Genomic DNA, 23,678 nt, shown 5'->3' with positions numbered 1-23,678 from the left:
GATGTAAAATCGCGCATTTTAGCAAACGGGCTTCGCGCCCGGCCGCCACGCGTGACCCAATTGAGCCGACCGAACTTGCGCCTTGCCTTGCCGCTGCTTGCCTGCGGCCTTGTGGCCGCCCCGCTGCGCGCGGCTGAGCCGGCCGGCTATTCGATCAGCGCCTTCCGGGCAGCGCTCGGGCAAGCTGCGGTTGCAGTGACGGTGCGCCAACCCAAACCGCCAGCCGCACCGAAGGAACACACGGCAACTGTCGTGACCGCGGACAAGATCGAAGGTCAGCAGGATGTACGCGTGGATGCGAGCGGCCGCGTGGTGGTCGAGCGTGATTCGACAAGGCTAGACGCCGATCGCGTGCAGTACGACCTGCTCAGCGATGAAGCGGTGGCGACTGGCGACGTGGTGCTCAAGCGTGGCGCCGATACGATTCGCGGCCCCCGCCTGCGTTACCGCGTGGAAGAGCAGGTGGGCGAGTTTGATACACCCACTTACGAAATTGTTCGCAAGCGTCCGGCGCGAGTCAGCAAGCAGGCGATCAGCGCGGGCGTGACGCGCCCGGCCGACGTGACGGTACATGGGCACGGCCAGGCGGAGTCGATCGCGCTCGAAGGCGAAAATCGCTATCACCTGAAAAACGCCACCTTCACGACCTGTGAGGCAAACGACCCGGCCTGGTATGTGAAGGCGAAGGAGTTGGATCTCGATTTCGACCGGAACGTCGGTGACGCGACGCATGGCACCTTCCATTTCGGCGGGATTCCGGTCATGTACGCGCCTGCTGCGCCCTTCCCGCTGAGCGGCGAGCGGCGCTCAGGTCTGCTCGCACCGACAATCGGTATTTCGAACGTGACGGGTCTTGACGTCACATTGCCGTACTACCTGAACCTGGCGCCTAACTACGACGACACCGTGGTGCCGCGGTATATCGCGCGGCGCGGCGTCCAGCTCAACAATGAATTCCGCTATCTGAACCCCGGCTATGTCGGCAGCCTGCGCACTGAGTACCTTGCTCGGGACGAGGTTTATGGAGAGTCGCGCAGCGCGGTCAGCTTCATCCACGACCAGCAGTTCGGCCGCGGCTTCACCGGCCGCATCAACTACAACGCGGTCAGCGACAAGGACTACTTCACCGACTTGAGCTCGCGTGTCACGCAGACCTCCACCGACAACCTGATGCGCGAGGCCTCGCTGAGCTACAACGCCGGCAGCTGGTTCTCCGGCTCGGTGCTGACGCAGCGGATCCAGTCATTGACGGGCTCGCCGCAGTACAACCGCCTGCCGGTCATCACCGGCTTGGCCTACCTGCCCGAGGTCGGTGGCTTCTCGTTGAAGATGCCGATGGAAGCGGCGAATTTCCACCGCGCGGACTCGGACCAGGGCTGGCGGACCTACGTGTATCCGCAAATCGCCTACAACTTTGTGCGACCAGGTGGCTACATCACGCCCAAGATCGGCGTGCACGCGACCCGCTATGCACTGGAAGACCGCGTGTCCAGCGGCCCGCTCGACGAGTCGCGGGTATTGCCAATCGGCAGTGTGGACGCCGGGCTCTTTTTTGAGCGCGACAGCCACATCGGTCATCGTGATGTCGTGCAGACACTCGAGCCCCGCCTGTACTACCTGAAGGTGCCGTACCGGAATCAGAACTCCCTGCCGGTCTTCGACTCGGCGCCGATGGACTTCGGTTTTGCACAGATCTTCTCGGAGAATTTGTACGCGGGCCAGGACCGCTATGCCAACGCGAGTCAGGTAACCGGCAGCGTGACCTCACGTTTGCTCAACGCCGAGAACGGCGAGGAGCTCCTGCGCACCGCATTCGGCGTCCGGATGTACTTCGAGGACCAGAAAGTCACGCTGCCGGGCGAGACGGCGCGCACCGAGCAGCTGGCCGACTTGCTGGGGGCTTTCTCCGGGCGCGTTCTGCCGAACACCACGCTGGACCTGTTTGCCCAGTACAACCCGCGTGACACTCGGATGGAGCGCGGCACGGTTGGCCTGCGTTACCAGCCAGGCTTTGCGAAGGTGGCCTCGGCGTCCTATCGCTACCAGCGCTTGTCCTACACCGACGTGGACCTCGCGTTGCAGTGGCCGGTGGTCAACAACTTCTATGTCGTGGGTCGCGTGAACGGCGACATCCGCACCGACAAGCTTACTCAGGCGATTGCTGGGCTTGAGTACAACGGCGGCTGCTGGGTGTTTCGTCTCGCGGCGGAATCGCTGCTCAACACATCCGGCGCCTATACGAACGCGTACTACTTCCAGTTCGAGTTCGGCGGCGCCATCAGTATCGGTAACAGCCCCGTCTCGCTGCTCGAACGCAGCGTGGTGGGCTATGGTCGAATCAGCCAGCCGGTTTCCGATCCGGTCTTTGGCTCGCAATGACACAAGTTCCGGCCGCTCACACGGCCAAGAGGAAGCAACGCATGAAACGTCAGATCCGCACCCTGCTCGCATCGATTGCCCTCCTGGCAGGGAGCGCCTGGGCTGCGCCGCAGCCCATCGATGCGATCGTCGCGGTGGTCAACGACGAAGTGATTACCGCGCGCGAGCTTGACCTGCGCGTCGATCAGGCTTCGCAGCAACTGAAGAAGCAGGGCACCCAGCTGCCGCCACGTGAGGTCTTCTCGCGCCAGATGCTTGAACGCATGGTTTACGAGCGGGTGCAACTGCAATACGCCCGCGAGACGTCCGTTCGGGTGGACGATGCGGGTCTTGAGCGCGCATTGCAGCGCGTCGCCGAGAACAACAAGATGACCAGTGCCCAGTTCCGCGCCGCACTTGAAAAGGACGGCATGTCATGGAGCCTGTTCCGTGAGGACGTGCGCAACGAAATGACGCTTGGCCGACTGCGCGAGCGCGAAGTCGAAAGCCGCGTGATCGTGACGGACGCCGAGGTGGATGCCTTCCTCGCTGCGCAGGCTGCCACCAACAACCAGGAAATCATGGTCGCGCACATCCTGCTGCGCGCGCCCGAGGCCGCGACGCCGCAGCAGTGGAGCAAGCTGCAGCAAAGGGCCGAGACGCTGCTCGCACGCGCGCAGTCGGGTGAGGATTTCGCCAAGCTTGCTGCCGGCAACTCCGATGCGCCGGACGCCCTGCAAGGCGGCAACCTTGGCTGGCGACGTGCCGACCGGTTGCCGACGCTCTACGCGGACGCTGTGCGCTTGCTCAAGCCGGGTGCGTTGAGCCAGGTGCTGCGTAGCCCGGCGGGCCTGCACATCGTCAAGCTGATCGATAGCCGCGGCGGTGCGGACAGCGCGCCGGTGTCGGTGCAGCGCACGCGCGTGCGGCACATTTTGATCAAGACGTCTGAAACCGTCAGCGATGCCGAGGCGCGCCAGCGCCTGGAGCAACTGCGAGATCGCATTCAGCGGGGCGCAGACTTTGGCGACATGGCCAAGCGTCATTCCAACGACGGCAGCGCGCCGAAGGGCGGTGACCTGGGTTGGATCAATCCGGGCGATACGGTGCCGGACTTCGAACGCGCGATGGATGCGCTGCCGATCAATGAAGTCAGCCAGCCGGTGCAGTCGCCGTTTGGCTGGCACTTGATTCAGGTGCTGGAGCGCAAGACGGAAGACGTGTCGGCCGAACGCCGCCGCAACCAGGCGCGTGGCGCCCTACGTGAGCGCAAGTCGGACGAGGCGTTCGACGATTTCGTGCGGCAGCTGCGCGATCGTGCCTTCGTTGAGCTGCGTCCGCCCTACGCTAAGACTCAGCCATGAGCGCTCCGCTACCGCTACTGGCGGTCACCTGTGGCGAGCCCGCGGGGGTCGGCCCGGAGCTCGTTGCAACGCTCGCGAATCACAGCGTCGCGGCACATCTGGTGGCGATCGGAGATCGTCAGCTGATCGCTTCGCGCGCAAACGCGCTCGGCATCCCAGCCGTGCTGCGAGACTGGGCGCCGGGCTTGCCGCGAGAGGCCGGTTGTCTTGACGTGTTGCATGTGCCGCTCGCCGAGCCCTCGCTGCCGGGTGCCCTGAATGCGGCCAATGCGTCGCATGTGCTCGCGATCCTCGACGCCGCGATCGACGGCTGCGTCGGTGGTCGTTTCGATGGCATGGTTACCGCGCCCCTGCATAAGGGCGTGATCAACGACGCGGGTGTCGCTTTTACTGGCCATACCGAATACCTCGCCGATCGCACGCACACAGACCGCGTCGTGATGATGCTGGCGGGCGGTGGCATGCGCGTTGCGCTGGCGACCACACACCTTGCGTTGAAGGATGTGCCCGCAGCGCTTACGGCCGAGTCTTTGCGCCAGACCTTGCAGATCCTGCATGCCGATCTGTGTACGCGATTCGGCCTCGCCAACCCCCGTATTCTGGTGGCCGGCCTCAACCCCCACGCCGGGGAGTCCGGGCACATGGGCAGGGAAGAAATCGAAGTCATCAGCCCGGTGCTGGACGCGCTGCGCGCTCAAGGGATGGCGCTGATTGGCCCGTTGCCCGCTGATACGCTTTTCACGCCGCATCAACTCGAGCGCGGTGACGCAGTGCTCGCGATGTACCACGACCAGGGCCTTCCAGTGCTCAAGTACGCCAGCTTTGGCGGTGGCGTTAACATCACGCTCGGCCTGCCGATCATCCGCACTTCGGTTGATCACGGCACGGCGCTTGATCTGGCGGGCACTGGTCGCGCCGATCCGGGCAGCCTGCATGCAGCAATTGGCTGTGCGATTGAAATGGTCAGCGCACAGCGCCGGGGGCACGCATGAAGCGGCGCGAATTCCTTGTTGCGACCGGCGCCAGCGCCTTGCTGGTGGCCTGCCAGACGACGCAACCGAAGCCGCAGCCAGAGCCCGTCAAGCCGCAGCCGCCTGTCGTCCCGCCAGTGGCGCGAGCAAAGCCGAAGATCGGTCTGGCGCTCGGGGGCGGCGCTGCGCGTGGTTTTGCGCATATCGGAGTCATCAAGGCGCTCGAAACCAACGGCATTTCGCCTGATATTGTCGTCGGCACGAGTGCCGGTAGCGTCGTCGGGGCGCTCTACGCCGCTGGGTTTGGCGCCTTCGATCTACAGAAACTCGCGTTCCAGATGGAAGAGAGCGCGTTCAAGGACTGGGCGCTGTTCGATCGCGGCCTGCTGAAGGGCGAGGCGCTCGAAGCCTTCATCAACAAACAGGTTTCAAACAAACCGATCGAAGGGCTCAAGCGTCGCTTCGCAGCGGTCGCGACCGACCTGCAGAACGGTGAGCCTGCTGCCTTTTCGGCCGGTAACGTGGGGCAGGCGGTGCGCGCCTCGTCCTCCGTGCCGGGGGTGTTCTCGCCGGTAGTGATCCGCGGGCGAGAATACGTTGACGGCGGTCTCGTCAGCCCCGTGCCGGCGCGTACCGCGCGCAGCATGGGCGCGGACATCGTCATCGCAGTGGATATCTCGCAGCGCCCCTCGGGCAAGAAGGGGGCCGGGAGTGTCGACGTGCTGCTCGATACGATTGCGATCATGGGCAATCGGATTGCGGACTACGAACTGCGCGATGCCGACGTGGTCGTGAACCCGAACATCAAGGGGCTGCCGGCGGCCAACTTCCAGCAACGCCACGAAGCGATCCTCGAAGGCGAGCGCGCCGGCTTCGGCGCGATCACGCGGATCCGCGAACGCCTGGCCGCATGGGACGCCAAACGATGAGCCGTCCGATTGATGGTCACCTCGCGCGCAAGCGCTTCGGCCAGAACTTTCTGGTCGACCAGAACATCATCCGCAAGATCATCGCCGCGATTGCGGTGAAGCCGGGCGAGCCGATTGTCGAGATCGGCCCCGGGCTTGGCGCGCTCACCGCGCCGCTGATCAACGCGGCGGGTCACCTGCATGTGGTCGAAATCGACCGCGACCTGATCGCCCGACTGAAAGAGAAATACAGCGCCGAGCAGATCACGATCCACGAGGGCGATGCGCTGAAGTTCGATTTCGGCACCCTCACGCAGAACGCCGCAGGCGCCTTGAAGGTGGTCGGCAACCTTCCCTATAACATCTCGACGCCGCTGCTGTTTCATCTCGCCGACTATGCGGCAGGCGTGAAGGAAATGACCTTCATGCTGCAGCGCGAAGTGGTGGACCGCATGGTCGCCGATCCCGATGAAGAAGCCTACGGCCGTCTCGGAGTGATGCTGCAGTACCGCTTCCACATGGACAAGCTGTTCGACGTGCCGCCAGGCGCGTTCCATCCGGCGCCGAAGGTCACCTCCGCGATCGTCCGCCTGATCCCGAAAGCGGCGTCGGAGCTCGATTGCCGAGATGAGGCCTTGCTCGCCAAAATCGTCACCGCAGCCTTCGGTCAACGTCGCAAGACCCTGCGCAACACGCTCAAGGGCATTCTCGACGACGCCGGTTTCACGACGCTGGGCATCAACCCCGGTGCGCGCGGCGAGACGCTCTCGCTCGCCGACTTCGTCCGCATTGCGAACTTCTGTGCCGTGCCAGCCTGACTGAGCACCGCTCGGGCAAAACAAAAGGGGCACGGCGATCACCGTGCCCCTTTGTATTTGGTGGGCCTCCTCGGAGTCGAACCGAGCACCAACGGATTATGAGTCCGCTGCTCTAACCAGGCATGAGCTAGAGGCCCTGATGCCTCTTCGCACCGTCAGATCGGGTCTCTCGCGTGGGCGGTTTGCTCGTCGTACTGAAAAGTACTGTTTCGCTCACCACTTCGCTGCGTGCCCACCTGTTCGGCGCGAACAGGCATGTGCGAATCGGCCCGCGCCGGCTGCGCGGGCGTCCGGTATTGCGATCAGCCCTCGCCGTCGAGGAAGCTGCGCAGCTTGTCCGACCGCGACGGGTGGCGCAGCTTGCGCAGTGCCTTGGCTTCGATCTGGCGGATCCGTTCGCGGGTGACGTCGAACTGCTTGCCGACTTCTTCCAGCGTGTGATCGGTGTTCATCTCGATACCGAAACGCATGCGCAGCACCTTCGCTTCGCGCGGCGTCAGGCTGTCGAGCACTTCCTTCGTGGCATCGCGCAGGCCGGAGTACTCGGCCGCATCGGCCGGTGCAACGGTGGCGTTGTCTTCGATGAAGTCGCCCAGATGCGAGTCGTCGTCGTCACCAATCGGCGTCTCCATGGAAATCGGCTCTTTGGAGATCTTCTGGATCTTGCGGATCTTCTCCTCGGGCATTTCCATCTTCACGGCCAGGGTTGCCGGATCCGGCTCAAGACCGGTTTCCTGCAGGATCTGACGCGAGATGCGGTTCATCTTGTTGATCGTTTCGATCATGTGAACCGGGATACGGATCGTACGCGCCTGGTCGGCGATCGAGCGCGTGATCGCCTGGCGGATCCACCAGGTTGCGTAGGTCGAGAACTTGTAGCCGCGGCGGTATTCGAACTTGTCCACCGCCTTCATCAGGCCGATGTTGCCTTCCTGGATCAGGTCGAGGAACTGCAGGCCGCGGTTGGTGTACTTCTTCGCGATCGAAATCACCAGACGCAGGTTGGCCTCGGTCATCTCGCGCTTGGCGCGGCGCATCTTCGCTTCGCCAGTGGACATCTGCTTGTTGATGTCCTTGAGTTCCTTCAGCGGAATGCCGATGCGTTCCTGCAGGTCGATCAGCTTCTGCTGCTCTTCCAGAATGGCCGGTTGCATGCGCATCAGTGCGGCCGAGTAACTCGCGTTCGCGCTGATTTCGCCCTTCAACCAGTCACGGTTGGTTTCGTTGCCCGGGAAGACCTTGATGAAGTGCTGGCGCGACATGCCGGCGCGCTCGACGCACAGGTCAAGGATCTTGCGTTCGTGCTTGCGGACGTTCTCCACCATGTGACGCACGGTGTCGCAGAGCTTCTCGATGGACTTCGCGGTAAAGCGGATGTTCATCAGCTCGGCAGAGATCTGGCCGTGGATCTTCAGGTAGGTCTTGTCGTCCGAGCCCTTCTTGCCCAGCGCCGCGATCATCTTGGCGTAGAGGCCGCGGATCACGTCGAAGCGTTGCAGGGCGTCGGTCTTCAGTTGCAGCAGCGACGCGCTGATCTTGCCCGCGCCGTCACCATCTTCGTCGTCCGCGTCTTCGTCTTCCTCTTCGTCGAGCTCGACGTCGTCGGCCGGCGCCGCTTCTTCCGGCGCGTTGGGGTCGATCAGGCCGTCGACGAGTTCGTCGATGCGCATCTCGTCCTTGCCAACCTTCTCGGCCATGTCGAGGATGTCGGAGACGGTCGTCGGGCAGGCGGAGATCGCCAGCACCATGTGCTTGAGGCCATCTTCGATGCGCTTGGCGATCTCGATTTCGCCTTCGCGGGTCAGCAGCTCGACGGTGCCCATTTCGCGCATGTACATGCGGACCGGGTCGGTCGTGCGGCCGAATTCGGAGTCGGCGGCAGACAGCGCTTGTTCGGCTTCTTCCTGTGCGGCTTCGTCGTCAACGACTTGCGGCACATTGTCGGAAATCAGCAGCTCTTCAGCTGCGGGGGCTTCGTCATAGACCTGGATGCCCATGTCGCCGAAGGTCGAGATGATCGATTCGATCTGCTCGGCATCGACCATGTCGTCCGGCAGGTGGTCGTTGATCTCGGCGTAGGTCAGGTATCCGCGCTCCTTGCCCAGCGCGATCAGCGACTTCAGGCGGGTGCGGCGCGCTTCGGCGTCGGCAGGCTGCAGCGCAGCGGCTTGGGCGAGCGCGAGATCCTTCTCCTTGGCCTTGGCCTTGGCTGACTTTGGCTTGGACGAGTCCTTGCGGGGGTCTTTGGATTTATCCGTGGCGGCCATGAAATCCTCGGGAAAAGGTCGCGAAAACCGATAATTATAACGTAGTCTCAGACCGTCTGGCCAGACTTAAGTTTCTGTTTTTTCGCAAGAAGCGAGCCCAGACGGGCCGCCGAGCTGCTGTCGGCGCGTCCGCTGGTGACTTGGATCTGCAGATTTTTCAATTCCGTCTCCACGGCCTGGAGCTCGAGTCGATCAAGCAGACCGCGCAGCGTTTCTTCGAGCTTGCTCTCGTCGATGTAGCCTTCTTCTATTGACTGCATTGCGCGCGTAATCGCCGCCTCGTGCGTGCTGTCGCGGAAGTGCTCGATCCAGGCGCCGAGCGGCGCGTCCAGCAGCGTTCCGTCTTCGCCAGCGTCAATGATCGCCATCACTGCGGCGCGTTCGGCAGTCTCCGGAAGGTGGCCAACCAGGGCGACCGGGACCTTGTCACCGAGGCGGGGACGCGCCAGCAAAACGCGCAGCAACTGCTGCTCGAGCGGGACAACGCCGACACGCGGCTCGGGCGGCGGCAGGCCTTTCTTGCCGAAGCGCCCTTTTTGCCAGTCGCCTTTCTGGAAGGGCTCGAACGCGGGGCGTGGCGGGCGCGGTGGGGGCGCGAGCCCCAGCGCGGCCGAAGTTTCCTCCGGGCTCAGTTGCGCCACGGCAGCGAGGTCTCGAACGATCTGAAGCCGCAAGACTTGCGCGGCAATCTTCGGGACGAATTCTTTCGCGTTGTGTACGAGGTGCGCGCGACCTTCGGCGGTTTGCAGGTCGCAACCCTCGGCCAGCGTGTCGAGCAGGAATCGGCCGAGTGGCGTGGCGTCGCGGGCGGCGAGCTGGAAGGCCTCGGCGCCGCGTTCGCGAACGAACGAGTCCGGATCGTGCTCCGCTGGCAGGAAGAGGAAGCAGACGGTCTTGTCGTCGGCGAGGTGCGGCAGGCTGGCTTCAAGGCCTCGTCGTGCAGCTTTGCGGCCGGCTTTGTCGCCGTCGAAACAGAACACCAATCGGTCGGCCTGACGCAGCAGTTTCTGGACGTGCGTCGGCGTGGTGGCGGTGCCGAGCGTCGCGACGGCGTTGTTGACGCCGTACTGCGCAAGCGCGACGACGTCCATGTAGCCCTCGACCACAATCACGGTGCCGGTCTCGCGAATGCCGACGCGTGCCTGCGGCAGGCCATACAGTTCGCGCCCCTTCTCGAACAGGGGCGTTTCCGGCGAGTTCAGGTATTTCGGTTCGCCTGCATCCAGGATGCGCCCGCCGAAGGCGATGACATTGCCGCGCGCGTCCTGGATCGGAAACATGATGCGATCGCGGAAGCGGTCGTAACGGCGACCGGCCTCGTTGTCGATGACCAGACCGGCCTCCGCCAATCCGCCGTCGTTGTACTTGGGGAAGGCCTTGTCGAGGCTTTGCCAGCCATCCGGCGCATAGCCGATGCCAAAGCGCGCGGCGATCTCGCCGGTCAAGCCGCGGCGTTTCAGGTAATCGACGGCGCGCGGGCTGCTTTTGAGTTGCTCCCGATAGAAACGCGCGGCGGTCGACATCACGTCGATCAGCGAGCGCTGCTGTTCGCGCCCGGGGCCGGAAAACGCCGGTCCCTCCTCGGGCACTTCAAGCCCCAGCTGTTGGGCGAGTTCCTTGACGGCGTCGACGAACCCAAGCCCTGAGTGCTCCATCAGGAAGCCGATCGCCGTGCCGTGCGCGCCGCAGCCAAAGCAGTGGTAGAACTGCTTGCTTGGGCTGACCGTGAAGCTGGGGGATTTCTCGTTGTGGAACGGGCAGCAGGCGGAATAGTTTGCGCCCGCCTTCTTCAACGGCACATAGCGCTGAATCAGGTCGACGATGTCAATCCGCGCGATGAGATCCTGAATGAAGGCCTGAGGAATCATGAACGTGCCGGGGCGGGCCGGCGACCGCCGCCAGCCCTAGGTCAGTATAGGCAAGCGAATTGAATCCGCTTGCCCGGTGTGTCAGGCCGAGAGCTTCGCCTTGACGCGTGCGGAGACGAGGCTCATGTCGGCGCGCCCGGCCAACTTGGTCTTCAGCGGGCCCATCAGCTTGCCGATGCCCGCGGGTCCGGCGGCACCTGTTTCGGCGATCGCGGCGTCGATCGCTGCATCGATTTCGTCAGCGCTCATCTGTGCGGGCATGTAGGCCGAGAGCACTTCGATCTCGAAGCGTTCGGCGCTCGCGAGGTCTTCGCGCTTGGCTTGCTCGTACTGGGCGACCGAATCGCGGCGCTGCTTGACCTGCTTTTCGATGACCGCCAGAACTGCGGCGTCATCCAGCTCGATCCGTTCGTCAACTTCGCGCTGCTTGATTGCGGCAAGCAACAGGCGCAGGGCGCCGAGGCGAGCGGTTTCCTTCGCGCGCATGGCGGACTTCATGTCTTCATTGATCTGAAGTTTCAGCGACATCGATGACTCCCAAACGAAGCGCGCCGGGTTCGATAGGTGGAACCGGAAGGCGCAAAAGCGCCGCGGAACGCTACCTTGACGGTGCGTTCCGCGGCGCATGTCTTGCGGCTGTTGGCAGCCTAGCTGCCGGAACCCTGCCTGCGCGCAGTTCGCCCCAGGGCGCCCGCGACGCGGTGGATTCTTAGTACAGCTTCGGCGGCAGCTGCTGGCTGCGCAGGCGCTTGTGCAGGCGCTTCACTGCAGCGGCCTTCTTGCGCTTGCGTTCGGCGGTCGGCTTTTCGTAGAACTCGCGCGAACGCAGCTCGGTGATGACACCGGCCTTCTCGATGGTGCGCTTGAAGCGACGGATCGCGACTTCAAACGGCTCGTTTTCCTTGAGGCGGATACCCGGCATTCTCAAAACCTCGAATTGATCAGTAGTCTGGACGGGTTCGACAATAAATCGAGCGCGCCCGTTGAGCGAAGCTCGCTAGTTTAACCAAACTCGCCAGGATTTCCAAGTCCACTGTCAAGTCCCGTCAACTGGGGTGTTCGCGCTACACTCGCGACCCCATGCAGATCCTTGGTATTGAATCCTCTTGCGACGAGACCGGCGTTGGCGTCTACGACACCGAACGCGGTCTGCTGGCGCATCGCGTTCATTCGCAAATCGCGATGCACGCGGAGTACGGCGGCGTGGTGCCCGAGCTGGCGTCGCGCGACCACGTGCGGCGCATCGTCCCCTTGGTGCGCGAGACGCTGGCCGCCGCGGGCTGCAGCGCAGAGTCGCTTGACGGCGTGGGCTATACCGCTGGCCCGGGGCTGGCCGGCGCCTTGCTCGTTGGTGCGGCCTTCGCTGAGGCGTTCGCGTTCGGGCTAGGTATTCCCGCACTACCGATTCATCACCTGGAGGGGCACCTGCTTTCCCCGCTGCTGTCGAGTGATCCGCCGACCTTTCCGTTCGTGGCGCTGCTCGTCTCAGGTGGGCATACGCAGCTGATGAAGGTCACCGGCGTTGGTGCTTACGAGCTGCTTGGCGAGACGGTGGATGACGCGGCCGGCGAAGCCTTCGACAAAACGGCGAAGCTGATCGGCCTTGATTATCCCGGCGGGCCGGCGCTTGCCCGGCTGGCGAGCGAGGGCGTGGCTGGGCGCTTCAAGTTGCCGCGCCCGATGCTGCATTCGGGCGACCTGCAGTTCAGCTTCAGCGGTTTGAAAACAGCGGTGCTGACGGCGACCAAGGCGCCGAGCTGGTCGCATGAGCAACGTGCAGACCTCGCGGCCGAGTTCCAGGAGGCGGTGACGGAGGTGCTTGTCGCTAAGGCGCTCGCTGCGCTGAAGGAAACCGGTTTGCGAACGCTGGTGGTGGCGGGTGGTGTTGGCGCCAACCGTCGCCTGCGCGAGCGCCTTGATGAAACGGCAGCCCGCCGCCGCCTTCGCGTGCATTATCCCGAGCTCGCGTTCTGTTCCGACAACGGCGCGATGATCGCCCTCGCGGCGGGCCTGCGCTTCGCCGGTGGCGCTACCGGCCAAACGGATGGGCGCTTTGCGGTGCGCCCGCGCTGGCCCTTGGGCGAGTTGCAGCCGCCGCGTTAGACGTTTTCCTTTTTCTTTCCGCCAATCCGGCTTTCCTTGCCGGCAATCAGGCGCGAGATGTTGTCCTTGTGGCGCCAGATCAGGACGGCGGACATTGCGATTGTCGCCGCCGTCCAGCTGACGCCGCTCACCAGAATATGGGTGAACACCGGTGCGGCCATTGCTGCCGCCAGGGCGGCGGCGGACGAGTAACGGGTCGTGAACGCGACCAGGAGCCAGGTCGCAAGCGTCAATCCGCCTGCGAGGGGGCTCATGGCGAGCAGTACGCCCGCCGCTGTGGCGACGCCCTTGCCGCCCTGGAAGCGCAGGAACACCGAGAAGACATGCCCCAAGAAGGCGAAAATCCCGGCCACAGCGGCATCGTTCTCAGTCAGACCGAGCGGCTCAGCCAGCGCGCGCGCCAAAAGCACTGCCACCGTGCCCTTGAGTGCATCGCCGATCAGCGTCAGGATGGCGGCCTTCTTGCTGCCACTGCGTAGCACATTGGTTGCCCCCGGATTGCCCGATCCGTACTTGCGCGGGTCTTCGAGGCCCATGGCCCGGCTGACGATGACAGCGAACGGCGTTGAACCGATGAAATAGGCGGCGAGTGCGACGATGACGGTCTGCATTGGATAATGGCGAAATTCGCTTCAGGAAATCGGAATGGACTTTATCTTTGTCGAGGGGCTTCAGGTCGAGGCTTCGGTCGGAATCTACGAGCGCGAAAAGCGCGCAACGCAGCCGTTGGAGATCAATCTGACCTTCGGCGTCCCCGATGCCGCAGCGGCGCGTGATGATATCGCCGATACGATTGATTATGACGTGGTTGTGGACCGGATCCGTGCGGTGTTGGCGGACCGCCACTTCAATTTGCTCGAAACGTTGGGCGAATTCATCGTCGATCTGCTGTTCAGCGAGTTCGGTGTGCCCTGGGTCCGGGTCTCGATCGCCAAGATGGGCGTGATGCGAGGTGTGCGGCGGGTAGGGGTGTTTATCGAACGAGGAAGGGATGAGCCGGCGCCACCGCGGCCACATTTCCAGTTCTGAGCCACGCGGTGGTGGCAGCACGAATTTGAGACGGAAATGAAACGGGCCCTTTCGGGCCCGTTTTTACATTCAGCGAATTTCCAGCTCGTTGAGCGCTTTGCCCGCGGCCAGCCATTCGGCGACCCAGCCCGGCTTGCGGCCGTGGCCAGTCCAGGTCTGCTCGGGTTTGGCCGGATTGCGATACTTGGCGGCACCAACCGTCTTGCGGCCAGCGGCCTTACGGCCCGGCTTGGCGGCTGCGCGCGGTTTGCGCGTCTTGGCGGCAGCGGGTTTCTTCTCGTCGCCCATCAAATCTTCCAGCGACATGCCGGCTTCGGTGACGATCTTATGTACTTTTTTCAGAACGTCGCGCTTCGCGGTATTGGCGCGGCGTTCGATTTCGCCCTCTACGCGCTTGAGCAGGCGTTTGAGTTCGGTGAGATTGAGCTTGGCAATGTCCATTGTTCCCCTCTGAGCTTTTCGCGTTGGTGGCCCGGGGTATCACTGCAGCCGGGTTATTTCATAAATACTGCAATTCCCGAATGAATGCAATCTCGAACTGTAATTCTGTTTCCGGAAATGGCGCCCAAATTGCCGGAGCTGGCGGTCAACCGCGCGGGTGATGCTCCGCATGCAAGCGCTTCAGGCGTTCGCGGGCAACGTGCGTATAGACCTGGGTGGTGGAAATGTCTGCATGGCCAAGCAGCATTTGCACGACGCGGAGATCCGCGCCGTGATTGAGCAGGTGCGTCGCGAAGGCGTGCCGGAGCACATGCGGCGAAATTCGCTCGGCTGCAATTCCGCACGCCATTGCGTAGGCTTTGACGATGTCCCAGAAGCGTTGGCGGCTCATCGGCGCCGCGCGCTGGGTAACGAATAGCGCTTGCGATGTGCGGCCCGATAGCAGCTGGGGCCGCGCTTCTCGGGCGTAGCGCTGGATCCATTCAAGCGCTATTTCGCCGACCGGCACGATCCGTTCTTTCGCGCCTTTGCCGAATAAGCGCACGAGCCCGGCGCTGAGATCGATTTCAGTCATTTTCAGTTCGATCAATTCACTGACACGCAGGCCTGTGGCGTAGAGCGTTTCGAGCATTGCGCGATCCCTCAGCCCGAGTGGTGTATCGACGTCCGGCGCGTTCAGCAGATCTTCGACCTGCCGTTCCGACAGGGTCTTCGGGACGCGCGGCGTTCGGGCGGGGGAGGCCAGATCGAGCGTGGGGTCGACCTGAATTCGGCCCTCCGCGAGCAGAAGTCGAAAATAGCGCCTGACCGTAGCAAGCACGCGGCGCTGCGTTGCGGCACGTGCGCGTGGTGCAAAGGCGTGCAAATAGGCCTGCAAATCGGACGCGCTTGCGTGGCCCAACCGGACGTTACGTTCGGCGAGCCATTTGGCACAGGCCATGAGATCACTTCGGTACGCCGCCAAGGTGTTCTTTGCGAGGCCGTCCTGGAGCCACAGCGTTTCGCAAAAGGTGTCGATGTCGGATTCAATTTCGACTGCGCTGATTCCGGCTTGGCTCATGCAAGGACTCCTTCGTGCCAAAGCAGCCAGCGCTTTGTTTCGATCAGCCAGCCTTCGGTGTGATTCGCGAAACCGCCAATGCCCTTGCTGCCCAGCACGCGATGGCAAGGCACTACAAGCGGAAACGGGTTGGCGCCGCAGGCCTGACCTACCGCACGCGCGGCGCTGCCCAGTGTGTGGGCCATTTCACCGTATTGGCGCGTTTGGCCGGCAGGGATTGCCGAGATCGCGCTCCATACCCGCCGCTGGAACGGGGTGCCGCGTTGCGCAAGCGGCAGCGCCGGAAAGGGCGTGCCGTCTTGCAGATAAGCATCGAGCGCCGTGGACATCGCTTCGCAGAGCGTGCCGCTCGCCGGAATGGTCGGCGTATCGGGTGCAAGGAAGACGAGCGTGAGCACTTGCTGACGAGCGACTGCAACGCCGAGGCGGCAGGTGGGCATTGCCAGAATGGCTGCGAAGTCGTCGGCAGATGTCATGGCCTTGTCCGTAGGCGGAGGGGCGAGGATCGCATTTTGCGAGGGACTGGCGGGTGACTGGGCAAGAAAAAGCCGGCGATGCTTGCGCACCACCGGCCCATGCTCTCTACCCCAAGAGCGATGAAACTGATATTTGCGAGGAATATATCAGCAGCTTTGGGGGTTTGGTAGTGAAATGTGAAAAACGCCCAGATCGATGCTCGTGCGCCTTACTTCTTGCCGAGTAGGGCGTCCTTCAGATCAGATTGCACCGGCTTGTCGCCGAACCAGATCTTGAGCAGCGCGGCATAGAAGTCTTCGCCCTGAATCTCCTTGCCCTTCGCTGTGCCGTTCATCAGCACACGGGTGGCGCTGCCGGTCCACTCGATACGGATGTCGCTCTTCTCAGGCACCTTGCCCATCGCCAGCAGGTTGGCGCGGAACTCTTCCAGTCGCGCTTTGATCTTCGCCATGTCGGCCTCGGTGCTGTTCTCCTGCACACCATTCTCAAGCGCTTCGGAGAGTTGTTCGGCCGAAAGGTCGCGCAGAGTGACGATCTGGATCCGTTTCGGGCCCTTCGCGCCGATTACGCCGCTGGCCGAGTCCGCCTTGGCGGGAAGGTAGAGGCCGATCGCGTAAACCTTGAAGAAGGCCTTCTTGCGCAGCCCCGCGCCGTTGAGGACGAGTTCCGCAGTGCCGGCGCTGGCCTTGTCTTCGAACTTGACGCCCGCGACGTCGATTGCCGCGAAGGCGGGGGTGATCAGAGCGGCCGACAGCAGCAGGGCTGCCAGGGTGCGATTGCGCATGGTTGTCTCCTCGTATTGGTTTGTTTTGTCGTCGGTCGATTGACCGCGGGTCCTTCATCCGTACTGTAGCGTACGGCAAGCGCTACAAAAAACAAACCCTCCGCGCGGGAGGGTTTGTTTCATTTCGTGGGGGGTCAGCTTCGGATTTCCCCGTCACCGAAAACCACCCATTTCTGACTTGTCAGGCCATCAAGGCCGACAGGCCCGCGCGCGTGAATCTTGTCGGTAGAGATGCCGATTTCGGCGCCGAGGCCGTATTCAAAGCCATCGGCAAAGCGCGTCGAGGCGTTGATCATCACCGAGCTGGAATCCACCTCGCGGAGGAAGCGCATTGCGCGGGTGTAGTTCTCCGTCACGATTGCCTCAGTGTGCTGCGACGAGTAATCGTTGATGTGGGCGATTGCCTCATCCACGCCGGTCACCACGCGGATGGCAATAATTGGCGCGAGGAACTCCGTCCGGTAGTCCTCTTCACTTGCAGCCTTGATACCGCCGAAACCGGCTGCTTCAAGGATTGCCTTCGACTCCGCGCAGCAGCGCATTTCGACGCCTTTGTCCGCATAGATCCGGCCGATGCGCGGCAGGAACTCTGCTGCGACGGCTTTCGCGACCAGCAGTGACTCCGCCGTGTTGCAGGTGCCATAGCGATGCGTCTTTGCGTTGTCTGCAATGCGCACGGCCTTGTCGAGATCCGCGTCCAGATCGACATACACATGGCAGTTGCCGTCGAGGTGCTTGATCACCGGTACGCGTGCGTCGCGCGAAATACGTTCGATCAAGCCCTTGCCGCCGCGCGGCACGATCACGTCGACGAATTCCGGCATCGTGATCAACTCGCCCACCGCTGCGCGATCGGTTGTCTCGATCACTTGCACTGCCGTTTGCGGCAGGCCCGCGTGAGACAAGCCATCACGCACGCAGGCTGCAATCGCCTGGTTGCAATGCAGGGCTTCTTTGCCGCCGCGCAGGATCGCGGCATTGCCGCTCTTCAGGCACAGGCCGGCGGCGTCTGCGGTTACGTTCGGACGCGCTTCGTAGATGATGCCGATCACGCCGAGCGGCACGCGCATCTTGCCGACCTGAATGCCGGTCGGGCGGCGCTTCACATCGGTGATTTCGCCAACCGGATCGGCGAGCGCGGCGATCTGCTCGAGGCCGGCGGCCATCGATTCGATCGTCTTCGCGCTCAGCGTCAGGCGGTCGATCATCGCCGGCTCAAGGCCGTCCAGTCGGGCCTGTTCCAGATCGCGGGCGTTCGCCGCCAGCAGCGCGTCGCCGCGCTCGCGGATCAGGCGAGCGATTTCGTTCAGGGCGGCGTTCTTGCTGGCGGTTGATGCGGCAGCCATGGCGCGCGAAGCAGCGCGCGCTTGGCGGCCCACCGTCTGCATATAGGTCTTGATGTCCACGAGAAAACTCTGCTGCAAGGGCAAAGCCGCATTCTAGCCGCTGGGCCGGCGTACCCGACGCAATCGCGGCAATTGCAACAATCGTGCGCATTGGGGCGAAAGTGAAGAATGCAACACTCTGATACACGATCGCTTGACGCGTGCATATCGTCCCCCAGAGAATGCACAGCACTTTTTGTTCAATCCCGTTCCCCAAGGAGCGACCCATGCGCAAGTTCAACGACATCGCCAAACAAACCGGCCCCAACGCCGGCGGCGTGCGCATGCTCGCCTCCCATTCAAGCGTTGTGGGTAATGCCATGGCTGCTGCCGCTCGACGCGGCAACCCGTGCATTCACCCGGCTCTGATTAGCTAGCGGCGGGCTCCGTTCCCGCCACCCAATGTGGGCGGGAACGAAAGCAGGCTGTAGCCAAAAACCCCTTTCTTTCCCGCACTTTTGAAGTGCGCGTGACGCTATCCGCGTCGCGCGAATCTCGACGGCGTTCCGCGATCCGGTCGCCAGGAGACGAATTATGTTTGCGTACTGGATGCGTGCCCTCGCACCCGAGGGCAGCCTCTGGCGGCATCGCGACTACATGCGGCTGTTTCTGGCCAGCACGCTCGCGACGCTCGGGGCGACCGTTTCTCAAATGGCGCTGCCACTGACTGCGGTGCAACTGCTCGATGCCAGTGCAACGCAGATGGGCATCCTCGCTGCGTGCGAACTGCTGCCCTTTGCGTTGTTCAGCTTGCCCGCCGGCGTGTGGGTAGATCGTTCGCGCAAGAAGCGCTTGTCCGCCACCTTTGACATCCTCGGCGCTGCGGCGCTGGCGCTGGTGCCGATCGCGCACCTCGCTGGTGTGTTGTCCCTGCCCGTGCTTTACATCGCCGGCTTCATGGTGGGTTGCAGCTTTGCGATTGGCGGAACCGCGATGCAGGTGTTCATTACCCAGCTGGTTGGGCGTGACCGTTTGGTCGAGGCGAACAGCAAGCTGTCGGCGGCGGGATCGATTGCCGGCATCGTTGGCCCCGCACTGGCGGCGATCGTGGTGGATGCGGTTGGCGCGCCATTGGCCATTACGCTGGACGCCTGCGGTTTTGCATTGTCCGGGTTGCTGGTGCTTTCGATTCGCCGCGACGATCCGCCGGTTGTGGCCGAGCGGCGCCCGATGTGGCCGGAGGTTGTCGATGGCCTGCGCATGGTGTGGCGCCATCCGCTTCTGCGCTCGCTCGCGGTGGCGGCGGCGATCTGGATCATGTTGTTTGACAGCTTCCGCGCGCTGTATGTGCTGTTCGCGACACGTGAGCTGCTGCTGGGTGCGAAGGATCTTGCGCTGATCAACACCCTGGGCGCGCTTGGGGCGTTGCTCGGTGCCGCCGCCGCGCACCGGCTTGAACGCACGCGCGGCGCGCGGCCGACGCTGCTGCTGGGCTATCTGCTCTGCGGTGTCGGCTATGGCGCCTATGCCGCGATGCAGCCGGGCTGGCAGCTCACCGCACTGGGGGCGGGCTTGGCGATGCTGGTGATCGACTTCGGCGCGACGATGTATTCGATCACCTACATCAGTCTGCGGCAGCAGGTTACGCCCGACGCGATGTTGGGCCGCATGACCGCAACGATGCGTTTCCTCAGCGTGTCCGCGGCGCCGATTGGGTCCGCGACAGCTGGGCGGATGGGCGACCTTGCCGGCTTGCACGCCACTTTGTTTAGTGTCGCGCTACTGGGCTGCCTTCTTGCTCTTGGCGCAGCGCGCTGGATGCCCGCGACGCGCAGAAGCACACCGATGGTTTATGAATTGTCCGAACAGGGAGTGATGAAATGAACAAACAGAAAGTCATTCATGTCCGGGCTGCAGAGCCCGACGACTGGCGAGCGGTGCACGCGATCATGACCGCCCCGGTCGCCGCGGCCTGCGCTTTCGGTACCCCTTACCAGGGGCCGGAGCGCTATCGCCGGCAACTGGCAGAGCCCGGGCAGGATCACTGGTTGCTGGCTTGCTCTGGCAACGAGGCGGTCGGCGCCGTGATCCTGATGCCGCAAGTGCCGGCGCGGCGCGCGCACTGCGCACGCCTGGCGATCGTGGTGCGCGACGATTGGCAGCGTCGTGGCGTTGGTGCGCAGCTGATGAAGTCTGCTCTCGATCTGGCCGACAACTGGCTCGGTATTGGCCGGATCGAACTGGAGGTGTTCATCGACAACATTGCTGCGATCTCGCTCTACCGGCGTTTTGGCTTTGATACCGAAGGCTGTTCGCGTGGCTTTGCCCTGCGCAACGGTGTGCTGGTCGATGCCTACCGCATGGCGCGCCTGCGCGGCATCGCGCCGTGGGTGTCGCCGGCCGCCGGTGCGACAATTGCGGCATGAGCGCTTGGCGTTGGGACATCTTCTGCACCGTTATCGATAACTACGGCGACATCGGCGTCTGCTGGCGGCTTGCGCGGCAACTCGCGAGCGAGCACGACGCCGATGTGCGGCTGTGGGTGGATGACCTCGCGAGCCATAGCCGCTTGCTCGGGGATGGCGACGTGCCTGCAAGTGGTGTGGAGGTTCATCACTGGCGTCAGGAGGCTACGCCCGACGCCTCGGCCGACGTGGTGGTGGCCGGTTTTGGCTGCCGCCTGCCGGAAACCTACGTTGCGGCGATGGCGGCGCGGCCGCGCGCGCCGGTCTGGATCAACCTCGAGTACCTCTCCGCCGAGGCTTGGGTGGAGGGTTGCCATTTGCTGCCCTCACCGCACCCGCGCCTGCCGCTGACCGAACATTTCTACTACCCGGGGTTCACACAGCAGACCGGCGGTTTGCTGCGTGAGGCGCGGCTGCTTGAAGCGCGCGACGCCTTTCGGCGCGATAGCGCAGCGCAGGCGGCACTCTGGCAGTGCCTTGGCGTGGATGCGCCGTCGCCCGATTCGCTGCGGGTTTCCTTGTTCGCCTACGAGAACCCCGCCTTGCCGGATCTGCTTCAAGCGTGGTCGGTGGGCGGCAATGAGATCTGGTGTGGCGTACCCGAAGGGCGTGTGTGGAAATCGGTGGAGGCCTGGCTTGGTGCGCCGCTGTCGCTCGGGCGTTCGGAAAGCCGCGGGCGGCTGGTGCTTGCGCCACTGAGGTTTGTCGATCAGGCGCGCTACGACCAGTTGCTGTGGTCCTGCGACGTAAACTTCGTTCGCGGCGAGGATTCCTTCGTGCGGGCCCAGTGGGCAGGGCGTCCGCTGGTCTGGCACATCTACCCGCAAGACGAGGCGGCGCACCTGGTCAAACTGGAGGCCTTCCTCGCGCGCCAGGTCGCCGGCTTGGCCGAGCGCGATGCTGAAGTGCTGCGGCGGATGCAGCACGCCTGGAACACAGGCGGTGCGATCGTGTCTGCCTGGGCTGATTTCATGGAGGCGCTGCCGCGATTGCGCGAACACGCGGAAGCCTGGTGCAGAGATTTGTCTGCGCAGCGCGATCTGGCGGCGGGGCTGGCGCAGTTCGCAAAAATCAAGTTAAAATAATAAGTTATCCATGTTTGTGGCGCCGGTTGGCGCCTTTTCCGTTATATCAGGTGCCCCGATGAAAACCGCCCAAGAACTCCGTGCCGGCAATGTCGTGATGGTCGGCTCCGAGCCGCTCGTCGTCCAGAAAGCCGAGTACAGCAAGTCCGGCCGCAACGCCTCTGTTGTGAAGATGAAGTTCAAGAACCTGCTGACCGGCTCGGGTTCCGAAACTGTTTACCGCGCTGACGACAAGTTTGAAGTTGTGACGCTGGATCGCAAGGAAGTGACCTACTCCTACTTCGCCGATCCGATGTATGTGTTCATGGACGCCGAGTACAACCAGTACGAAGTCGAAGCCGAGAACATGACCGAGGCGCTGAAGTATCTGGTCGATGGCATGGCGCTGGAAGTGGTGTTCTACGAAGGCAAGGCGATCTCGGTCGAACTGCCGAACAGCGTCGTTCGTGAAGTGATCTACACCGAGCCGGCCGTCAAGGGCGACACCTCGGGCAAGGTCATGAAGCCGGCCAAGATCTCGACCGGTTTCGAACTGCCGGTGCCGGCCTTCGTTGAAATCGGTGACAAGATCGAAATCGACACCCGCACCGACGAGTACAAGAACCGCGTCAAGTAATCTGCCGGTTGTTGTCACAGCAAAAAGGGCCCCGCGGGGCCCTTTTGTTTTTTGGTCGGCTGATTCATTCCCAGCCGCTCGGCGCCGCAGCCTGCTCGCAGGCCACCTGCACCCGTTCGCCGGTCTCCAGCCACACCCCGGTGAGGCAGCCGCCCCACACGCAGCCGGTGTCCAGCGCCAGCACGCCATTCGCATTGTAGTAGCCGAGCGCCGACCAGTGGCCGCATACCACGGTGTGGCTGGCGCTTCGGCGCCCTGGCACCGCGAACCACGGCAGGATTCCGGCGGGCGCTGCGTCGATCGGGCCCTTGTACTTGAGCGCCATCTCGCCGGTGGCGCTGCAAAGGCGCATGCGGCACATCGCGTTGACGATGACGCGCAGGCGATCCCAGCCTTCGAGGGCGTCATTCCATGCAAGCGGTTGGCTGCCCCACAGGTTCTGCAGGAACACCTGCCAGTGGGGCCCCTGCAGCGCACCTTCAACCTCATGGGCGAGCAATCGCGCTTGCGCCACGCTCCAACCGGGCAGCAGGCCGGCGTGCACCATCGCGAAGGTCTCGTCGACATGCATCAGCGGCTGGAAACGCAGCCAATCGATCAGCGCCGCGCGGTCGGGGGCATCGAGGATGTCGTCGAGCGTGTCGTCGGCACCGCGCCGCATCGCTCCGCTGGCGACGGCCAGCAGATAGAAGTCGTGGTTGCCGAGCACCGTGACAGCACTCTTGCCGAGCGCACGAATGCGACGCAGCACCGCGGCGTTGTCCTTGCCGCGGTTTACAAGGTCCCCGGTCAGCCACAGTTCATCGCGACCGGGCTGGAAGCCGGCGGCGTCAAGAAGCCGGTCGAGCGGTTCGAGTTGTCCTTGCAGGTCGCCGACGGCGAATCTCATGCGTGGCGCTCCTGTTTGTCGGGCCGGATCAAGGCTTGCGCGAATCGCGCGCGGTGGCGCGAATCTCGATCACCTTGGCGTACTTGATGAAGCTGTTGAAACAGCCGATGCCGATATGTACCAGCCCGGCGCCGCCATCGAGAAAGCCGCGCCGCACGATGTAGAACTTGATGAAGCGGAAGATCGGGCTCAGCCAGAGTTTTGTCGCACTTGGCTCGAAACCTTCGGTCACGAGCGCCTCGGCGGCCAGTGTGGTGTAGCGGTTCTGCTTCGCGAGGTAGGACTCCAGCCCTTCTTCGGAATGGTGTAGCAGATCGCCCTTGAGGCGCCCCACATCACCCAGCGCGGTGACCTTCTCATGCACCAGGTCGTCGGACCAGCGCGCATGGCGGCGGTCGAACAGCCGCAGGGACAGGTCCGGATAGCCTTCGCCGTGGCGCAGGTAGCGCCCGAGGAAACGGTTGCAACGCGGGAACTCGAAGGCGCGATGCGTTGGTGCGGCGAGCTCGCGCTGGATCTCGGCCTGCAGCGCGGGCGTCACCACCTCGTCCCCGTCGATGCACAGCACCCACTCGTTTTTCGCCTGATCCACGGCGAACTGCTTCTGCGGGCCGAAGCCGAGCCAATCCTGATGGATCACACGGGCGCCGGCCCGCTCCGCGATGGCACAGGTGTCGTCGCTGCTGCCGGAATCCACCACCACGATCTCGTCACAGAAGGCGAGGGAGGTCAGCGTCTCGGCGAGGGTTGGCGCGCAATCGCGCGTGATCAGGACGGCGGAAAGGGCTTGGCGTTCGCTCATGCGCGCAATTATAGGCGTCGTGGCGTCGACGCGATTTGCCGATAACGG

24 protein-coding genes and 1 tRNA gene are annotated in these 23,678 nt (G+C 63.4%); 12 read left to right on the top strand and 13 right to left on the bottom strand.

Annotation, left to right across the window (positions count from 1 at the left end):
* The first annotated feature begins 60 nt into the window (after positions 1–60).
* Genes HH302_RS21075 through rsmA form a run of 5 tightly spaced genes read left to right on the top strand, consistent with a single transcriptional unit; the run spans position 61 to position 6,419 of the window.
* Positions 61–2,379 (top strand): LPS-assembly protein LptD, encoded by a 2,319-nt coding sequence (locus HH302_RS21075; protein WP_172204824.1) that lies wholly within the window; start codon positions 61–63, stop codon positions 2,377–2,379.
* Positions 2,380–2,420: 41 nt separating this feature from the next.
* Positions 2,421–3,722, top strand: coding sequence for a peptidylprolyl isomerase (locus HH302_RS21070; RefSeq protein WP_172204822.1), 1,302 nt, complete (start codon positions 2,421–2,423; stop codon positions 3,720–3,722).
* A complete protein-coding gene (gene pdxA, locus HH302_RS21065; protein WP_172204820.1) occupies positions 3,719–4,714 on the top strand; it encodes a 4-hydroxythreonine-4-phosphate dehydrogenase PdxA in 996 nt (331 codons plus the stop codon). Before HH302_RS21070 ends, pdxA begins: the two co-directional genes overlap by 4 nt.
* Positions 4,711–5,622: a patatin-like phospholipase family protein gene (locus HH302_RS21060; RefSeq protein WP_172204818.1), complete on the top strand. Its 912-nt coding sequence runs from the start codon at positions 4,711–4,713 to the stop codon at positions 5,620–5,622. The genes pdxA and HH302_RS21060 overlap by 4 nt, the downstream gene beginning before the upstream one ends.
* On the top strand, positions 5,619–6,419 hold the full coding sequence (rsmA, locus tag HH302_RS21055; RefSeq protein ID WP_172204816.1) for a 16S rRNA (adenine(1518)-N(6)/adenine(1519)-N(6))-dimethyltransferase RsmA: 801 nt from the start codon (positions 5,619–5,621) through the stop codon (positions 6,417–6,419). Before HH302_RS21060 ends, rsmA begins: the two co-directional genes overlap by 4 nt.
* Before the next feature lie 58 nt (positions 6,420–6,477).
* On the opposite strand, the gene HH302_RS21050 is transcribed toward rsmA, so the two are convergent.
* The 5 genes from HH302_RS21050 to rpsU all read right to left on the bottom strand — a co-directional run bounded on the left by HH302_RS21050 (position 6,478) and on the right by rpsU (position 11,476).
* Positions 6,478–6,556, bottom strand: a tRNA-Ile gene (locus HH302_RS21050).
* Between the two features lie 165 nt (positions 6,557–6,721).
* Entirely contained in the window at positions 6,722–8,686 is a 1,965-nt protein-coding gene (rpoD, locus tag HH302_RS21045) for an RNA polymerase sigma factor RpoD (protein WP_172204814.1), read from the bottom strand.
* Between the two features lie 47 nt (positions 8,687–8,733).
* Positions 8,734–10,554 (bottom strand): DNA primase, encoded by a 1,821-nt coding sequence (dnaG, locus tag HH302_RS21040; RefSeq protein WP_172204812.1) that lies wholly within the window; start codon positions 10,552–10,554, stop codon positions 8,734–8,736.
* Between the two features lie 81 nt (positions 10,555–10,635).
* Complete coding sequence (locus HH302_RS21035) at positions 10,636–11,082, bottom strand: GatB/YqeY domain-containing protein (RefSeq protein WP_172204810.1); 447 nt, start codon at positions 11,080–11,082, stop codon at positions 10,636–10,638.
* Between the two features lie 181 nt (positions 11,083–11,263).
* Complete coding sequence (gene rpsU, locus HH302_RS21030) at positions 11,264–11,476, bottom strand: 30S ribosomal protein S21 (protein WP_172204808.1); 213 nt, start codon at positions 11,474–11,476, stop codon at positions 11,264–11,266.
* Positions 11,477–11,634: 158 nt separating this feature from the next.
* Here rpsU and tsaD point away from each other — a divergent pair, with 158 nt between their 5' ends.
* Complete coding sequence (tsaD, locus tag HH302_RS21025; protein WP_172204806.1) at positions 11,635–12,657, top strand: tRNA (adenosine(37)-N6)-threonylcarbamoyltransferase complex transferase subunit TsaD; 1,023 nt, start codon at positions 11,635–11,637, stop codon at positions 12,655–12,657.
* Here the strand turns inward: tsaD and plsY are convergent.
* Positions 12,654–13,268 (bottom strand): glycerol-3-phosphate 1-O-acyltransferase PlsY, encoded by a 615-nt coding sequence (plsY, locus tag HH302_RS21020; RefSeq protein ID WP_172204804.1) that lies wholly within the window; start codon positions 13,266–13,268, stop codon positions 12,654–12,656. The two genes, tsaD and plsY, sit on opposite strands and share 4 nt — an antisense overlap.
* A 34-nt stretch (positions 13,269–13,302) precedes the next feature.
* Here plsY and HH302_RS21015 point away from each other — a divergent pair, with 34 nt between their 5' ends.
* Complete coding sequence (locus HH302_RS21015; protein ID WP_172204802.1) at positions 13,303–13,686, top strand: dihydroneopterin aldolase; 384 nt, start codon at positions 13,303–13,305, stop codon at positions 13,684–13,686.
* A gap of 69 nt (positions 13,687–13,755) precedes the next feature.
* Here HH302_RS21015 and HH302_RS21010 read toward each other — a convergent pair whose 3' ends face one another.
* The 5 genes from HH302_RS21010 to HH302_RS20990 all read right to left on the bottom strand — a co-directional run bounded on the left by HH302_RS21010 (position 13,756) and on the right by HH302_RS20990 (position 17,854).
* A complete protein-coding gene (locus HH302_RS21010) occupies positions 13,756–14,127 on the bottom strand; it encodes an H-NS family nucleoid-associated regulatory protein (RefSeq protein WP_172204800.1) in 372 nt (123 codons plus the stop codon).
* Between the two features lie 145 nt (positions 14,128–14,272).
* Positions 14,273–15,187, bottom strand: coding sequence for a site-specific tyrosine recombinase XerD (gene xerD / locus HH302_RS21005; RefSeq protein ID WP_172204798.1), 915 nt, complete (start codon positions 15,185–15,187; stop codon positions 14,273–14,275).
* Positions 15,184–15,663 carry a methylated-DNA--[protein]-cysteine S-methyltransferase gene (locus tag HH302_RS21000; protein ID WP_172204796.1) on the bottom strand — a complete coding sequence of 160 codons (480 nt, stop codon included), beginning with the start codon at positions 15,661–15,663 and terminating at the stop codon, positions 15,184–15,186. Before HH302_RS21000 ends, xerD begins: the two co-directional genes overlap by 4 nt.
* Positions 15,664–15,872: 209 nt before the next feature.
* Positions 15,873–16,448 carry a chalcone isomerase family protein gene (locus HH302_RS20995; RefSeq protein ID WP_172204794.1) on the bottom strand — a complete coding sequence of 192 codons (576 nt, stop codon included), beginning with the start codon at positions 16,446–16,448 and terminating at the stop codon, positions 15,873–15,875.
* Positions 16,449–16,582: 134 nt separating this feature from the next.
* Positions 16,583–17,854, bottom strand: coding sequence for a glutamate-5-semialdehyde dehydrogenase (locus HH302_RS20990; protein WP_172204792.1), 1,272 nt, complete (start codon positions 17,852–17,854; stop codon positions 16,583–16,585).
* Positions 17,855–18,060: 206 nt separating this feature from the next.
* Here HH302_RS20990 and HH302_RS20985 point away from each other — a divergent pair, with 206 nt between their 5' ends.
* The 5 genes from HH302_RS20985 to efp all read left to right on the top strand — a co-directional run bounded on the left by HH302_RS20985 (position 18,061) and on the right by efp (position 21,939).
* A complete protein-coding gene (locus HH302_RS20985) occupies positions 18,061–18,210 on the top strand; it encodes a hypothetical protein (RefSeq protein WP_172204790.1) in 150 nt (49 codons plus the stop codon).
* A gap of 157 nt (positions 18,211–18,367) precedes the next feature.
* Positions 18,368–19,657 carry an MFS transporter gene (locus tag HH302_RS20980; RefSeq protein WP_172204788.1) on the top strand — a complete coding sequence of 430 codons (1,290 nt, stop codon included), beginning with the start codon at positions 18,368–18,370 and terminating at the stop codon, positions 19,655–19,657.
* Positions 19,654–20,199 carry a GNAT family N-acetyltransferase gene (locus HH302_RS20975; protein WP_172204786.1) on the top strand — a complete coding sequence of 182 codons (546 nt, stop codon included), beginning with the start codon at positions 19,654–19,656 and terminating at the stop codon, positions 20,197–20,199. The genes HH302_RS20980 and HH302_RS20975 overlap by 4 nt, the downstream gene beginning before the upstream one ends.
* Positions 20,196–21,323 (top strand): elongation factor P maturation arginine rhamnosyltransferase EarP, encoded by a 1,128-nt coding sequence (gene earP / locus HH302_RS20970; RefSeq protein ID WP_172204784.1) that lies wholly within the window; start codon positions 20,196–20,198, stop codon positions 21,321–21,323. The genes HH302_RS20975 and earP overlap by 4 nt, the downstream gene beginning before the upstream one ends.
* A gap of 58 nt (positions 21,324–21,381) precedes the next feature.
* On the top strand, positions 21,382–21,939 hold the full coding sequence (gene efp, locus HH302_RS20965) for an elongation factor P (protein ID WP_172204782.1): 558 nt from the start codon (positions 21,382–21,384) through the stop codon (positions 21,937–21,939).
* A gap of 64 nt (positions 21,940–22,003) precedes the next feature.
* On the opposite strand, the gene HH302_RS20960 is transcribed toward efp, so the two are convergent.
* A complete protein-coding gene (locus HH302_RS20960; RefSeq protein ID WP_172204780.1) occupies positions 22,004–22,828 on the bottom strand; it encodes a symmetrical bis(5'-nucleosyl)-tetraphosphatase in 825 nt (274 codons plus the stop codon).
* A 28-nt stretch (positions 22,829–22,856) separates the two neighbouring features.
* A complete protein-coding gene (locus tag HH302_RS20955) occupies positions 22,857–23,630 on the bottom strand; it encodes a glycosyltransferase family 2 protein (protein ID WP_172204778.1) in 774 nt (257 codons plus the stop codon).
* Positions 23,631–23,678: the final 48 nt, after the last annotated feature.

It is taken from the genome of Niveibacterium sp. COAC-50 (assembly GCF_013184235.1).
Lineage (GTDB): Bacteria > Pseudomonadota > Gammaproteobacteria > Burkholderiales > Rhodocyclaceae > Niveibacterium > Niveibacterium microcysteis.
This window is presented reverse-complemented; position numbering and strand designations above follow the sequence as displayed.